The sequence below is a fragment of the Heliorestis acidaminivorans genome (assembly GCF_008933955.1).
In the GTDB taxonomy this organism is placed as follows: domain Bacteria; phylum Bacillota; class Desulfitobacteriia; order Heliobacteriales; family Heliobacteriaceae; genus Heliorestis; species Heliorestis acidaminivorans.
On sequence record NZ_WBXO01000005.1, the window covers coordinates 198,868 to 212,261 of the forward strand.

A 13,394-nucleotide genomic window follows, 5' to 3' on the forward strand; every position below is an offset into this window, starting at 1 on the left:
ATTGTCGTAACCTAGATGAAGATAGCCCTAACCAAGATAATTACCATTAGAAGAAGCAAAGATTAAGCTGAAGCACCCGAATAGAAGCCTAGGAGGCAAAAATGAAAGTCAAAAAAATTATCGCTATTACGCTACTACTCTTTTTTACAGGAACAATGCTAACTGGTTGTTTACCAGGTACTGGAGGAGGACAACTACCGGAAAACCGAATTATCATAGCAGGCAAAAACTTCACAGAGCAAGATGTTCTTGTTCATATTATGGCAACGCTTGTTGAAGAAAACAGCGATATCGTTGTAGAGAGACGAGGCTACTTAGGTGGTACTAACGTTGTTCATGAAGCAATCGTTAACGGAAGTGTTGATATATACGCTGAATACACAGGTACAGGTTGGACAGTAATCTTAGGTGAAGAGCCTATTGATGATCCTGATGAAATTTATAATCTTGTCCAAGAAGGCTATGATGTACAGTTTAACCTACGTTGGCTCGCACCCTTTGGCTTTAATAACACTTACGGGCTTACCATGAGACCTGAACAAGCCCAAGAACTTGGCATAGCAAGCATCTCTGATCTTCAAGAGCATGCACCTAACCTTAACTTTGGCTGTTCTCACGAGTTTTTGGAGCGACCTGATGGTTACGCTCGCATGAACGAATACTATGGACTTAACTTTCAATCGGTAACAGGCATGGATCCAGGTTTGACTTATGCGGCCTTGCGTGATGGTGCTGTAGATGTAATCGATGGATTTACTACAGATGGACGTATCCCTGCTTTTAACCTTCAAGTCTTAGAAGATGATCGCAACTTCTTCCCACCCTACTATGCCGCTCCTGTAGTTCGAGAAGATACACTAGAACGCTTACCTCAACTAGAAGAGATCCTTAATCGCCTTAGTGGCAGATTAACGGAAGCAGAAATGGCCCGATTAAATGCTATGGTAGACTTAGAAAGAATGAGAGCAGAAACAGTAGCTCGCATGTGGTTAGAGGAAGAGGGATTACTGCCCTAGGGGGGATACTACTAAAAGTAACAAATGACCATGAGGCCATTAGGCTTACATGGTCATTTGCAACTTAAGATTAATTTTTGAAGACTCCTATCCATATCAATATTGAGGAAAAGGAAGAATAAACAGTGATAAGAACCTACCAAGACATTCCCAGATGGCGAGATATTACAGAAGAGCAATGGAATGACTGGCAATGGCAATTACAAAATCGCATAGAAACGGTAGAGGAACTATCAGAGATAATTAACCTAAAAGAATCAGAGAAAAAGGGTATTCGCAGGTCACTAGACCGCTTGCGTATGGCAATTACACCTTACTATGCCTTGCTGATGGATCCAGACGATCCCGATGACCCCATACGTAAACAAGCCGTACCTTTATCATTGGAGTTGCGTGACGGTAATGCTGACCTTGATGATCCTCTTGCGGAAGACTTAGATTCTCCCGTACCAGGATTGACCCATCGTTACCCTGATCGAGTCTTACTGTTAGTTACAGATCAATGTTCTATGTACTGTCGCCATTGTACGAGAAGACGCTTCGCTGGTACAAATGATCAAGTAACGCCACAAGAACAAATAGAGCAAGCTATAGCATACATTCGCGATACACCTGTAGTTCGCGATGTTATTCTCTCTGGTGGCGATAGTCTCTGCATTTCTGACGATCGTTTAGAGTGGCTTTTGCAAAAACTCCGTGAGATCGATCATGTAGAGATAATCAGAATTGGCACGAGAACTCCAGTAGTAATGCCGCAACGTATAACGAAAGAGCTTTCCGAGCGTATCAAAAAATACCATCCTCTATGGCTAAATACCCACTTCAACCATCCCAAAGAGCTAACAGAAGAAGCACAAAAAGCCTGTGCCATGCTAGCAGATGCTGGCGTACCACTTGGTAATCAAACAGTTTTACTTCGTGGTGTTAATGATTGTCCATATGTGATTAAAGAACTTATGCACCGATTATTAAGAAATCGTATACGACCTTACTATATCTATCAATGTGACCTTTCAACTGGCATTGAGCACTTTCGTACATCGGTGGCTAAAGGGATAGAGATCATAGAAGTACTTCGTGGTCATACCTCAGGCCTAGCAGTACCAACTTATGTCATCGACGCTCCTGGTGGTGGAGGGAAAATACCTGTTGCTCCGCAATATATGATCTCACAGTCAGAAGAGAAGGTCATCTTGCGTAATTACGAAGGAGTTATCTCTAGCTATCGTGAGCCAGCGAAAGAAGATTATGAAGCTTGCCAGATGGCTCAAGAATATTTATCAGATAAAGAAACAACAGATCCAGAAGGCTTAGAAATATTATTAGAAGGAAATGAGCTTAGCTTAATACCAGAAGGTAACTTGCGAGCTCAGAGAAGAGAAGAGTGGGGATCTTGTCGATGAATAATAAGAATATGATTATAGATAGGAAAATTGAAGGACCAAATTATCGAGGCCTAGTAAAGCTTGATTACATTAATAGTCGTCTTAAAGTGTTAAGCTATGAAGGCAAAGGCTACCAAGATATGGCTAATGCCTGCGTAAAGCTTGCTACTGAAGAGGGTCTTGGAAAAATATTATGGAATTTTCTAAAGCAACAATCTAAAGAATCTATTAATAGAGAACTTGGCTTAGAAGAACTTCATGAAGTAGGTTTCGTGCAAGAAGGAAAAATTCCGGGATTTTTTAGAGGTCAAGACGCATTGTGCTATGCTTATTTTGTTGATAAAGAGAGAAGCAACAGCCCTTATATAATAGAAGAACAAAGAATTCTTGAACAAGCCATGGCTATTTCAGAACCAGGTAAAACAGAAGCTCCCTTGCCTTTAGGTTTTACATTACGACCTTTAGGGAAAGAAGATATAATGAATCTTGTTTCTTTATACAGGGGAGTTTTTGAATCTTATCCTAGCCCACTTTTTGATCCGCACTATATCAAGGACATCATGAATACGCATGTTTTTTTTGTCGGTGTTTTTGAAAAAGGTCAACTGCTGGCGGCTGGTTCAGCAGAAATGGATCTAGAACATCGAAATGCTGAAGTTACTGATCTGGCCACAAAACCGGAGGCTCGGGGTAGGGGGCTAAGTGGTTCTATTATCAAAGCATTAGAAGTAATAATGCTTAATCGTAATATTGCTTGTCTTTATAGCTTGGTAAGAGCAGGCGAACCTGGTGCTAACAGAGGCTTATTCAAGTTAGGCTATCAATATCAAGGTAAACATATTAACAATTGCCATATTGATGGGCGATATGAGAATATGAATATTTGGACGAAGATGTTGTAGTTGTCCGGAAAAAAATGACCATCATCAGGCACGTAAGGCCTAAATGGTCATTTTTTTCATGTTCCTACCTTATTAGATGTGACGAATCACTTGCCAAAATCCCGAAGGAAGCTTAGAAGAGCATTTATGGAGAAATGGTTACGACCAATGAAGTAGGTAGCAATTTCTATGATTCTTTATGGTCAGTGAAGGTAGAGTGGAGTAGAGTAAAGGCGATTGTAAAAAGGAAAAGAGCAAAGATACATAGAAGAATCTATATATCAATACAGTGGAAGCTAAAGATTTTCTTTAAGGAGACAGTCAAAAGATCATATGAAAAAATCTTCTTCTACTCGCAAGAAAAGCATAACCAAAAAGACCATAGTGACAGTTCGCACCAAACAACTTGAGCTAGATCTAGCAGATAAACCCTTACTAGTTACCATAGAGTGGCGTAAAGGAATTATTAATGCTAGTTTGCGCCTATTGCCGGAAGGCTTAACTTTACGTGTCCCCGATAGCATGACAGAAAAAAATGTTCAGACCTTGCTAAAAGAGCGGAGTAGCTGGATAGAGGGCAACTGGCGACGGCTACTAGATAATGAAAAACGTTATAAAGAAAACAAAGGTTTATTATATTATCACGGGAAAGCTTACCAATTAACGTTAATCATAGAAGATAGCAACAAAATAGTCGAAAAAATCGGGATCGACGAAGAGAGAAGTCGTCTTTACCTGAGAGTGCCAAGTGGTGAAAAAAGTCAGTGGCGTGATAGTCTTCTTGATAGTCTGCGACAAAAGGGCAAAGAAACTATTCTAGAACGACTCCAGACTATTAATCAGCATCTAGGCTTTAAGTACAATAAAGTAACTATCAAAGACCAAAAGACTCGCTGGGGTAGTTGCTCTAGCAAAAAGAACTTAAACTTTAGCTGGCGCTTAGTTCTTATGCCGCCGGAAGTATTGGATTATGTAATTATTCATGAACTATGCCATTTGGAAGAATTGAATCACTCGCCGAAGTTTTGGCGGCGAGTTGGACAGTTAATGCCCCAGTATGAAACATATCGCCAGTGGCTTCGGAAAAATGGCCAGTTTGTAGCGCGAACTGTTGATGAAGTGGAGATTGAGTAGATAGAAAAAAATAAGACGCTAGCAGTGTAATTGAATAATTAGACTACTAGTGTCTTATTTTTTGTTTAAAAGTACTAAGTACTTTTTCAGTTCTACTTATTTTTCTGGCTTGTAATTCAACCCATACTCAGCCGGATCTTTACCTGCATCAGGAAAGAATAGGGGAGAGCCATACTCGGCAATACCAAAATCCTTGATAATGCTTTGTGCTTTTTCAGAAACCATAAATTCTACAAAAGCTTTAGCTCCTTCAGCGTTGATCAGATTAGACTTCTCGGGATTCACTTGTGCTACGTGATAGATGTTCAACAGGTCAGTTTCGCCTTCTACTAGAATTTCGAGATCTAAGCTTTTTTGTAAAGCTAGATATGTTCCCCGGTCTGTAAGGGTATAGCCACTTTTTTCTGAGGCAATGTTAAGTGTTTGTCCCATACCACTGCCTGTTTCGATGTACCAGGAACCGTTAGTATCTAAGCCAGCCTTTTTCCAGATAGATAACTCTTTTTTGTGAGTGCCAGAATCGTCAGCACGAGAAACGAATAGTTCTCCTGCTTCAGCAACCTTTTGGAAAGCTTCAGAGGAGGAAGCTAAGCCTTTTATACCGGCAGGATCGTTAGCTGGACCAACAATAACAAAATCATTATGCATAACAAGGCGATAGTTCTGAATGTCACCATTTTCATATAGCTTTAGCTCGGCATCTGGTGCATGAGTTAGCAACACATCAGCGTCACCTTTTTCACCCATAGCCAAGGCCTGACCTGTACCTACAGCAATCGTTTTTACAAAGTAACCGTATTCTTCTTCGAAGACAGGAAGTAGTGTATCTAATAGGCCACTATCTTGGGTGCTTGTTGTGGTGGCTAGAATTACGTCTTTCTTAACAACTTCAGAATTACCCTCTGGGGTGGAAGCACCACAAGCTGTCATAAAGAACATGAGCAAAACTAATAGTAAGGGAAATGCTTTCTTACGTAAAGACAAATTGAACACGCCTTTCTTTTTCGATATTAATTAAGCACAGAAGATATTATTGATAAAATATATTTCTTTGCTCTCGGAGCAATAAAAAAAGTCCTCCTTTCCAATTTTGATCAATGGAAAAGAAGGACTTTAATCATTTAAGTCAACTTGAAGATATACTGTCCTGCTCCTTTCCACCATGGGAGGCCAGAAAGTTTCCTCGCTGACCCTATAGACTGATAATCCATGCTCCCTCTGTGCGAGGAAAGTTTAGGAGTAACAGTTCGGAGTATGAAGTTTTCTGAGCTTTATTTGTTATTCTAGATGGCTGTTAATATTCCTGCTTACGTAGAAGATGAAAAGTAGATTGAGATTAGTTGGTAATAATTGAAGAATAATACTTGATGAAAAGTCTCAGATTGGGTACAATGTAAACAAGATTTACTTGGCTAATAATGGTTTTTTCGCAAATAGTGGGCTTTTTAAAGCAGTTCGTAGTGTTGCGAAATTTAATGACCAATTTGTAGGGGGGTATGGATATTGAATAGCCTTATATCATTGGATTGTTGGATGCATACCTACTGCGGTTGCAGTGAATGACCCGCTTGATAGGGGACTGAAAGAAGAAGAAGCAATGGACATATTCAAGGATATTTTTAGTTGCAGTGAATGACCCGCTTGATAGGGGACTGAAAGTATCCATGCTCTGCTACCGCTGCCACATTGCAAGCTGGCGTTGCAGTGAATGACCCGCTTGATAGGGGACTGAAAGGTGAGAGGCTGTATATTAAGGACTTGTGAGGCTGAAGGGGGCTCGGTAGGTGTAGCTGTATTTGGGAGTGGTATCATTTATAATATATATTATGGGGGTGGGTTAGCTGTGGCAGTAATAGTTCTGCTGTTAGTTGCAGTGAATGACCCGCTTGATAGGGGACTGAAAGGATAAGAACGGGCAATACAATGCGAGTGTGGCGGAACGTTGCAGTGAATGACCCGCTTGATAGGGGACTGAAAGGTCCGAGGATAGCTCCACCGGCTGCCACAATAGGCGCGTTGCAGTGAATGACCCGCTTGATAGGGGACTGAAAGGAGGAGTTGGAGAAGTACGGCAAGCCTACAATCAAAGTTGCAGTGAATGACCCGCTTGATAGGGGTTTGAAACCTGATTTTGTCGCGGAGGCATAAAGACCATTGAGGCGGCGTGCTTCTTTGCGTTCGACGGCCTCCGGTTTGGAAAACAAAAGAACAGGTTACAAAAAAGTACCATCCAACCTGTCGGTGATGGTTTATTTTGCAATAATTCAAAATAAAGTAACTTTATATCATTGGAGCGTGTTTCTAATGCGTGTTACAATAAAGTTAGAAAGGAGGTAGCCATATTGGGGAAGCAAGTTACAGTAAGAAAACTACTTCAAATACTTAAGAAAGAAGGCTTTATCAAATCCCCAACTCATAAAAGCGGTGGTAGTCACCAACGATATATACACAAAGATAATCCTGAGAGATACGCTGACATTAGCTATCACAGCAGTGGCCAGGTAATCCCGAAAGGAACTCTTAAAAACATAGAACGCACATCAGGGGTTACGTTCTAACCTCTGACCACCCTTGAATTTTGTTTGCTAGAAAGGAGTTTTTTTCTTGTCTTACGAGAATCACGTTATTTATCCTGTCGTAGTCGAAAAGGCTGAAGACGGTGGTATCGGGATGTACTTTCCTGATTTCCCAGGTACAGCTATCTTATCTTCCAGTATATCAGATGGTATTAAGCGAGCTAAGGAGATGCTTGCCAATCTTGTTTTAGAAAAAGAAGAACAGGGTCAAGCTCTTCCAGAGCCATCTGAACCAGCTAGCATAGAGTTGTTAGATAGCAGTGATAGAATTGTATTCGTAGATGTTTACATGCCTCCCTATCGGGATGAGGCGGCTAATAAAGCTGTAACAAAAAATTGCACTCTTCCAAGATGGTTACGCGATGCTGGTGAAGCTGCTGGTCTTAACTTTTCTCAGCTCTTGCAGGCTTCGATAAAAGAAGCCTTGGGAATTACGACAAGAGGCAATCACCAGTAATAAAATGAAAACGACTCGTACATAGCGAGTCGTTTTCATTTTACCTCTTATCATGTAAGCCTCAACTAGTGTAAAAAACTGGCCAGATTCTAGAAATAATATTAAATTTCCGAGCAAATAGTTTAACATTATAAAAATTACGAAAGAATATATACATAACAACTATTTGGAGATTACGATATGGATCTACAATCAATTATTGACAATGCAAGTGGTGAGAAAAAACATATAATAGTTTCGCGCTTTGGCACGAGTCTAGGTAAAAAAAGCGAAACGCTTGTAGTCAAAGAAAAAGGTCAGGTAATAGAAGAACATCCTTTTTTTCAAGTAGAACAAGTTACGATAATGACATCTGGTGTATCGATATCAACTGATGTTATCAATGAAGCAATTAAGCAGGGAATCGAAATAAATCTTTTAGATTACAAGGGAGTACCATATGCCAAAATCTTTACCCCAACACTATCAGCAACTGTCAAAACAAGAAGAGAGCAACTGTTAGCTTACAATGATCAACGAAGCGTTTTTTTAGCAAAAGCTTTTGTTCAAAGTAAATTAAAAAATCAATGCAATACCTTAAAATACTTTGCTAAATACAGAAAAACATCACGGCGTGAAGTGTATGAAAAAATCTCTGAGGTTTGCATAAGTATAGATAAAATATCTGAAGAACTTGTTCCCATTAATGGAACTATGATAGATGACATACGAGGTCATTTATTTTCTATAGAAGGAAGAGGAGCACAACAGTACTGGAAAGGAATTCAGGTGCTTTTTGATGATAAAATTGATTTTCCAGGTCGGGAAAATAGAGGCGCTAATGATCCAGTAAACTCATTATTAAATTATGGATATGCCATATTGGAATCACGAATTCTAGGAGCAATTATACAAGCTGGTTTAGATCCTTATGCGGGTTATCTGCATGTTGATCGACCAGGAAAAAGTAGTCTTGTCTATGACCTTATTGAAGAATTTCGACAACCCATAGTAGACCGTTCAGTCATTGCGCTTATAACACAAGGTGCAGACATTTCAATGAATGGTGAGCTACTTAGCGATAAAACTAAGCAATTACTAATAGAAAAAATAGAGAAACGGCTAAATAGTAATGAGCGCTTTGATAACAAGAAGTATCCATTGAAAGCAATAATTTTAAGGCAAAGTAGAAGAATAGCCTCCTACCTTCGTGGTGACCACACATACAAACCCTTTATCTGTGGATGGTAGCAGTCAAATGAAAACTTTACTGATTTATGATATCGAAAAGGACAAGATACGCAACAAAATATTTCAAGCCTGTAAAGACTATGGTCTTCAACACATTCAATACAGTGCTTTCTTTGGCGAACTTAACACAAATCGCAGAGAAGAACTGCGACAACGAATGCGTAGAATTCTTGGCGATTCAGTTGGCAAAATATATTTTTTCCCTATCTGTGATAAAGATTTGCGTTTAGCTACACAGGTTATAAATACCTCGGAATTACCAATAGGTGAGATCGAAGAAACAAACGATTAGGTTGTAGAGCTAATGGAACAAAAAATTATACTTAAAGTAACAGACATAAAACAGTATGTTTATTGTCCAAGAATTCCCTATTTTACTTATGTTTTACCCGTGCCAAAAAAGATATCAAAAAAAATGGATTATGGTAAAGAAGCTCATGAAAGGCTCGACAAATTGGAACAACGTCGTAACTTTATGGCTTATAAAGATGAAGAATTACAAAGTAGACAAGGATCTACCAATATGCCTCAAGGATTAAAAAAGTTTCATACTTATATATACTCCAGAAGACTAGGACTTGAAGGAAAGCTAGACCTACATCTTCTTCAAGGTACTGATATTTTTCCTGTAGAAGTGAAATCTACGCGCAGAAAACCAGGGCTTAACCATAAGTATCAACTAACAGCTTACGCTATGCTATTAGAAGAACATTACAATCGACCGATCCGCAAAGGTTTCTTCAAAATTCTCGATCCTTTTCAAGGGAAAGAAAAGGGCTTTCCAAAAGAAAAAACTATCCCTGTAGAGATTACCACTTACATGCGCGATTACGTTAAAGAAACAATGAAATAAATTCGAACCATGATCAATAAGGAGTCTATACCAGAAGTAAAAATTCAAGTAGGTCGATGTAGAGACTGTGAATACAGACGTTACTGTGAAGACGTAATATATTGAAAGGTTGACCAAGCTATGTTTTTTCTGAGCTCAGAAGAGCAAAAAAAACTATTGCGCTACTATTTGCCTAAAGCAAGAATGGAAGGTGTAGCAGAAGAACTACGAGGATGGAACTGGAATCAAGCACCTTTATCACCGGTTTATGATACAACTTTAGGAGTATACGAAGTAGCAGGTGCTTACTGTGATTCAGCAAGAGATCTATATCTTCGTCGTGTCGAAAAGATTTATCAACCACCTAATGAAGCCATGTTAAGAGGAAAGATATTTCATGCTATTGTTGCTAGAATTATCGTAAATACAAAAAAATTAATTTACCTTTACGGTGTTAGCGCCCATGGGAAAATAATTGATGAGCTTAATAAAATTCAGTTAACTGATGTTATAAATGAATCTTTTCAAAAAAGCATAGAAGCATTAACAGAAAAAGAGCAAGAAGAGATAAGAAAGAAAGGGAATTTATTACTAGAATTCGAAAGGGATAGAATTAAAGCAAGACTACAAGAAACATTAGTAAAACAACCATATATAGGCGAAGACTCCTTAGCAGCTCTAACCGTACCTATAGTCGTTGAACATAAGTTAGATGGTTCTTTCCTAGGCCTAAGTAGACACTTAAGTACAGATGCTTTTCATTCTGGAGAATCTATGATTGTTGATTTAAAGTTTGGAGAACCACGCAAATTCCACCGCTTAACGACAACTGGTTATGCCTTGGTCATGGAAGCAATGTATGAGTATCCTGTAAATGTAGGTTGCCTCGTCTATGTGTCCTTTGTTAATAATCGCATTTTGATACACCGGGATATACACATTATTAGCGACGAACTACGCCAGTGGTTTATAGAAAGCCGTGATGAAAAGGCAAGATTAATAGAAGAAGAAATTGATCCCGGGCGAGCTAGTGCATGTTCCCATACTTGTCCTTACAAAGGCCATTGTCAATAAAAATAGACCCCTTGCTTCAATGTTAATGTAGTGAAGCAAGGGGTCTATTTTTAATAATATAACCCCTAACAGCGGGTCAAATAGAAAACAAAAGATAAATATCTTATCTTTCAGCCCCGTTATATACCGGTCAATTAGTAGTAGTATAGCATAAAGAAAAATCAAAACAAAACTTTGAGAAAACTTACTCAAATCGTTATTGACAATAATGGTAATTTTAACATACTATATAGTTAATATAGTAAACATAAGAAAATAACTTATTGGAGGATATGATTTGGAGTCAAAGCTTAAAGAACTCTTTCATCATATTACTGACAAAAAGGTCGCCTACGACATTCAAATTAGATTAGCTCAAGGCGTATTAGAAAAAGAGCGAGTTATATTCCAATCCCCAACAGGTTCAGGAAAGACTTGGGCATCTATTCTTCCTTTTATCTATGCAAAACTAACAAATCTTCCTTGGGCTGATCGATTAATCTATGCTGTTCCACTACGTACCTTGGGAAAATCTTTGTATAACGAAGTCAAAGCAACATTAGACAAAAAATTTCCAGGAAAATTTAAAGTAACCTTACAAACTGGTGAAATGTCTGATGATCCTTATCTAGAAGGCGATATTATCTTTTGTACTATCGATCAACTTCTTTCAGCTTACATACTTCACCCTTATGCAGTCACCCGCAAAAGTGCACCCATAGTAGCTGGTGCCTTAGCAGGATCTTATATAGTATTTGATGAGATACACCTATTATCAACAAGAGAAGCATTACCTACTGCACTTGATCTAGTACGACGTTACCAAGGCATAGCTTGTGCATTGATGATGACAGCGACTATGTCGGAAAGTATAGTTTCAGAAATAGCGTCACGTTGTAATGCCACCAATATAAAACCGACAACAGAAGAGCTCATAGAGATTGAAAAGAAAAGGATAAGTAGGCGCACTTTTATACGTAAGCAAGAAGCGCTAACAGTAGAAGAAGTTTTACGCTCTTACGTAGAAGGAACTAGAGTTTTTGCAATTTTTAATACTGTTCAAAGAGCCATGTCTTTTTACGAAAAGTTAAAAAGTAAAATAAAACAAGAAAATATGGCTGTTAATACATGGCTTCTTCATTCTCGATTTCTACCTGAAGATAGAGCGAATATAGAAAAAGATATAATAACAAACTTCGGTCCTCGGGGCGAGGGTTCTGGAATTGTTATTAGTACGCAAGTTATAGAAGCAGGTATTGATATTTCTGCACATATTCTACATACAGAACTAGCGCCAGCAAATGCATTAATACAACGAGCTGGTAGAGTAGCTAGATTTGGCGGAGAAGGAATAGTATATATTTATGATGTACAAGAAGATGGAAAACGTAGCTACAGCCCTTACTTTAGTAGCTACAGTTCCTTTTTCAAAGGAACAGAAGAAAAAGTAGACTTACCAACTTTGATTGATAAAACTTGGGACACACTTCCTCAATTATGTAACAAGAAAGTTAGTTTTAATGAGGAAAAAGATTGGGTAGACCTGATTCATGGTCATTTGGATGCTAAATTATTACAGGATAGCGATGTAGTAACTGAAGCAATAGATCAAGTATTTATAGATTCTTTTGGCAAAGGATCAGCAACAGCCTTGCGTAAACATGTAAGAAATGCACCAACTATCAACATTATAATCCACCACAATCCAGAATTACTAGATCTTCGCAGGAAACCACAGCGTTTTTCACTACATCCTAGCATAGTACATCAATTTATTAAAAATATTGAAAAAAATAAAATCAAAGGCTTAGTATGGATAGCTAAAGAAAGAGAAGACGGAACACTGAGTTGGAGTGCCATTAACAATAGCAAAGAAGTTGAAGGAGAGTATTTGCTCGCCCTATCTCCAAAGTGTGTTGCTTATGACTCGGAATTAGGCTTGCAACTGGGGAGAGAAGGAAACTTCGAGTCTAAAGAAACAATTCAAGAAATACCAAAAAGAGAACTATACAGTTACGCTAGAGAAGAACTTACAAAACACATGGAAAGAGCCATAGAACAATACCGGATTGAAGGACCTAGATATATATCGGCAGTTAACCGATGGGCAGAGCTTTTTGAGCTTTCATCAAATGAAATGGAGTGGATTGGAGAAGTAGCGACCATCCTACATGATAGCGGCAAAACCACCATAGAATGGCAATGTTGGATAAAGACTTATCAAGAAGAGTTAAGTGGACAAGAGGAAAAGTCCTTACTGGCTCATAGTGATTATGATCCACTAAATCCTTACATGGTTAGTCTAGAGAAAAAGCTAAATCAAAGGCTAGGTAAAAAACCAGGCCATGCCGTTCAAGGAGCACTTTATTTTTACCGCATGCTGAGTGAAAAATTTTTAGAACCTCTAAACATAGGGGATGAAGAACAAGAACTAATTAGTCGAGCTATTGCTACAACTATTGCCAGACACCATGGTGCCAAAGGAGATAGTATGGAGAAGGATACAACTTTTCCAGTTATTGATGATGATGTAATAGTATTTCTAAAGAATTGGCAACAAAAGTTTTTTGGCCATGAGTTAAATATAAATAATTTAGTGGATCTACAAGTTAAACAGCATAAACTCTTTCACTGTGATCCCAAAAGATACAATAGAGAACTTAATAGTTTACTTATTCAACCGCAAGAGACAGACTATGAAAACGAAAAGATTACAGAAAAAGCTTTTCTCTTCACTCTTTTCTTATTACGACGTGTACGCTTGGCTGATCAGGCTTCTATAGTGAGATACTAAATTTAGGTACTCACTATTGAGATAAGCTACTTTAAT

12 protein-coding genes and 1 riboswitch are annotated in these 13,394 nt (G+C 38.5%); of the genes, 11 read left to right on the forward strand and 1 reads right to left on the reverse strand.

Annotated features, from left to right (window positions below; all coding sequences use genetic code 11):
• The first annotated feature begins 101 nt into the window (after positions 1–101).
• The 4 genes from F9B85_RS08530 to F9B85_RS08545 all read left to right on the forward strand — a co-directional run bounded on the left by F9B85_RS08530 (position 102) and on the right by F9B85_RS08545 (position 4,416).
• Positions 102–1,016 (forward strand): ABC transporter substrate-binding protein, encoded by a 915-nt coding sequence (locus F9B85_RS08530; protein WP_151619966.1) that lies wholly within the window; start codon positions 102–104, stop codon positions 1,014–1,016.
• 125 nt (positions 1,017–1,141) lie between these two features.
• Positions 1,142–2,419 (forward strand): lysine 2,3-aminomutase, encoded by a 1,278-nt coding sequence (kamA, locus tag F9B85_RS08535; RefSeq protein WP_151619967.1) that lies wholly within the window; start codon positions 1,142–1,144, stop codon positions 2,417–2,419.
• Entirely contained in the window at positions 2,416–3,303 is an 888-nt protein-coding gene (gene ablB, locus F9B85_RS08540) for a putative beta-lysine N-acetyltransferase (protein ID WP_151619968.1), read from the forward strand. Before kamA ends, ablB begins: the two co-directional genes overlap by 4 nt.
• A gap of 312 nt (positions 3,304–3,615) precedes the next feature.
• On the forward strand, positions 3,616–4,416 hold the full coding sequence (locus F9B85_RS08545) for a M48 family metallopeptidase (RefSeq protein WP_151619969.1): 801 nt from the start codon (positions 3,616–3,618) through the stop codon (positions 4,414–4,416).
• Positions 4,417–4,512: 96 nt separating this feature from the next.
• Here F9B85_RS08545 and F9B85_RS08550 read toward each other — a convergent pair whose 3' ends face one another.
• The gene (locus tag F9B85_RS08550; protein WP_151620027.1) at positions 4,513–5,355 is read right to left on the reverse strand and encodes an ABC transporter substrate-binding protein; all 843 of its coding nucleotides are present in this window, start codon (positions 5,353–5,355) and stop codon (positions 4,513–4,515) included.
• Positions 5,356–5,550: 195 nt separating this feature from the next.
• A riboswitch (molybdenum cofactor riboswitch) is annotated at positions 5,551–5,681 on the reverse strand.
• 1,077 nt (positions 5,682–6,758) lie between these two features.
• Here F9B85_RS08550 and F9B85_RS08555 point away from each other — a divergent pair.
• The 7 genes from F9B85_RS08555 to cas3 all read left to right on the forward strand — a co-directional run bounded on the left by F9B85_RS08555 (position 6,759) and on the right by cas3 (position 13,358).
• Positions 6,759–6,974: a type II toxin-antitoxin system HicA family toxin gene (locus F9B85_RS08555; RefSeq protein WP_151619970.1), complete on the forward strand. Its 216-nt coding sequence runs from the start codon at positions 6,759–6,761 to the stop codon at positions 6,972–6,974.
• Between the two features lie 46 nt (positions 6,975–7,020).
• On the forward strand, positions 7,021–7,449 hold the full coding sequence (locus tag F9B85_RS08560; RefSeq protein WP_151619971.1) for a type II toxin-antitoxin system HicB family antitoxin: 429 nt from the start codon (positions 7,021–7,023) through the stop codon (positions 7,447–7,449).
• 180 nt (positions 7,450–7,629) lie between these two features.
• Positions 7,630–8,679: a CRISPR-associated endonuclease Cas1 gene (gene cas1, locus F9B85_RS08565; protein ID WP_151619972.1), complete on the forward strand. Its 1,050-nt coding sequence runs from the start codon at positions 7,630–7,632 to the stop codon at positions 8,677–8,679.
• A 7-nt stretch (positions 8,680–8,686) separates the two neighbouring features.
• On the forward strand, positions 8,687–8,971 hold the full coding sequence (gene cas2, locus F9B85_RS08570) for a CRISPR-associated endonuclease Cas2 (protein ID WP_151619973.1): 285 nt from the start codon (positions 8,687–8,689) through the stop codon (positions 8,969–8,971).
• A gap of 12 nt (positions 8,972–8,983) precedes the next feature.
• Positions 8,984–9,532, forward strand: coding sequence for a CRISPR-associated protein Cas4 (cas4, locus tag F9B85_RS08575; protein ID WP_243138119.1), 549 nt, complete (start codon positions 8,984–8,986; stop codon positions 9,530–9,532).
• Between the two features lie 120 nt (positions 9,533–9,652).
• Positions 9,653–10,585: a type I-A CRISPR-associated protein Cas4/Csa1 gene (gene cas4a, locus F9B85_RS08580; protein WP_151619974.1), complete on the forward strand. Its 933-nt coding sequence runs from the start codon at positions 9,653–9,655 to the stop codon at positions 10,583–10,585.
• A gap of 277 nt (positions 10,586–10,862) precedes the next feature.
• Complete coding sequence (cas3, locus tag F9B85_RS08585; protein WP_151619975.1) at positions 10,863–13,358, forward strand: CRISPR-associated helicase Cas3'; 2,496 nt, start codon at positions 10,863–10,865, stop codon at positions 13,356–13,358.
• Positions 13,359–13,394: the final 36 nt, after the last annotated feature.

Coding starts and splice junctions, on each gene's coding strand:
- F9B85_RS08550 (WP_151620027.1), bottom strand. CDS start 5,355: ATGTTCTTTATGACAGCTTGTGGTGCTTCCACCCCAGAGGGTAATTCT.
- ablB (WP_151619968.1), top strand. CDS start 2,416: ATGAATAATAAGAATATGATTATAGATAGGAAAATTGAAGGACCAAAT.
- F9B85_RS08545 (WP_151619969.1), top strand. CDS start 3,616: ATGAAAAAATCTTCTTCTACTCGCAAGAAAAGCATAACCAAAAAGACC.
- cas4 (WP_243138119.1), top strand. CDS start 8,984: ATGGAACAAAAAATTATACTTAAAGTAACAGACATAAAACAGTATGTT.
- cas2 (WP_151619973.1), top strand. CDS start 8,687: ATGAAAACTTTACTGATTTATGATATCGAAAAGGACAAGATACGCAAC.
- cas4a (WP_151619974.1), top strand. CDS start 9,653: ATGTTTTTTCTGAGCTCAGAAGAGCAAAAAAAACTATTGCGCTACTAT.
- cas1 (WP_151619972.1), top strand. CDS start 7,630: ATGGATCTACAATCAATTATTGACAATGCAAGTGGTGAGAAAAAACAT.
- F9B85_RS08530 (WP_151619966.1), top strand. CDS start 102: ATGAAAGTCAAAAAAATTATCGCTATTACGCTACTACTCTTTTTTACA.